Here is a 1,227-nt window from a genome sequence, read left to right on the forward strand (position 1 = left end):
GTGTCAATACCGGGTGAAATTTCCCCAAAAGTGCCGAAGTAAAATTCCCCAATTACGCCGTCTCGGACGGCATGGAGAATTGGGTATTTTTCGGCGGCCGACCGCGCGGCCGTGATGGTGGAGCGAATGACGGTGGAGTAATCAGGGCTTTCGAACGGACGTGTTCAGGCATCAATTCGGCATGCTGGCGCAGCCTGTAGCTTGATCCTTCGATCTGAACGACGACGGCATGGTGCAAAAGCCTGTCGAGAAGCGCGGTGGCGACCACGGCGTCTCCAAAAACATCTCCCCACTCTGCAAAGCCGCGGTTGGACGTCAGGATCATTGCCCCTTTCTCGTAGCGGGCGTTGACGAGCTGGAAGAACAGATTGCCGCCGCCGGCGATCACCGGGAGATAACCGATCTCGTCGACGATCAGCAGACTTGGCCTGCAGAAGAAGCGGATGCGTTCTTGCAGCCGTCCCTCCCGCTCGGCCCTGGACAGCACTGCAATGAGATCGGCCAGGGTGCAGAAGTAGACGCTCTTGCCCGCTTTGACAGCTTCGACGCCGAGCGCGATAGCCAGATGGCTTTTGCCAGTTCCTGGCGGCCCGAGGAAATGGGCGGCCTCGTGCCTTTCGACGAAGCCCAGTTGCGCGAGCGTGAAGATCCGATCGCGATCGAGGGAGGGCTGGAAAGAGAAATCGAAGCCGGCGAGCGTTTTAATGGTTGCCAGCCGACCCATCCGCAACGCCGTCTTTATACGGCTGTTCTCCCGTAGGGTCAGCTCTTCGGAAAGGAGAATGTCGATCGCTTCGAGCGCCGACAGCTCGCCATGCTCCAGGCGGCGGACAATATGGTCGAGTGCTTCAAGGGCACGTGGCATCTTCAGGCCGACCAGGTCATGGCGAATGCGGTCGATCATCGACGGCACGGCATCGAGAGCGGCGCTCATGGGCGGTTCTCCTGCGCCATAGCTCTGGCGACGGCGTCGTAGAAGGCGAGCGGCCGTTGTGTGACCCGGTCTCCGGATCCATGAAGAATGATCTCGTCATTGTTGACGTGCGATCGCGATCGCGGCGGTGAGCGAAAGGTTCTGTGTCCTGGTTCGACGCGTCGCTGATGGCGACCTTCCAACACCGGATGCACAGCAATCAGCGCACCGTCTTCGAAGATTCGAACCTCATTGGCCAAGGTGTGAACTTCGACGAGCCGCCTTCTGGTGGCGTCGGGCACGCTGTAGGCGTT

At 59.8% G+C, this 1,227-nt stretch carries 2 protein-coding genes; both read right to left on the reverse strand.

Annotated features, from left to right (window positions below):
- Window positions 1–52: 52 nt before the first annotated feature.
- Entirely contained in the window at window positions 53–934 is an 882-nt protein-coding gene (gene istB, locus BLS48_RS34675; protein ID WP_038654861.1) for an IS21-like element helper ATPase IstB, read from the reverse strand.
- A partial coding sequence (locus BLS48_RS36070) for a Mu transposase domain-containing protein (RefSeq protein WP_425284761.1) occupies window positions 931–1,227 on the reverse strand: 297 nt, incomplete at its 5' end. The genes BLS48_RS36070 and istB, both read right to left, overlap by 4 nt.

The organism is Mesorhizobium qingshengii (assembly GCF_900103325.1).
GTDB classification, from domain to species: Bacteria; Pseudomonadota; Alphaproteobacteria; order Rhizobiales; family Rhizobiaceae; genus Mesorhizobium; species Mesorhizobium qingshengii.

Bases quoted from the DNA above. Each gene is read 5' to 3' on its own strand.
- istB (WP_038654861.1), bottom strand. From the start codon at position 934: ATGAGCGCCGCTCTCGATGCCGTGCCGTCGATGATCGACCGCATTCGC.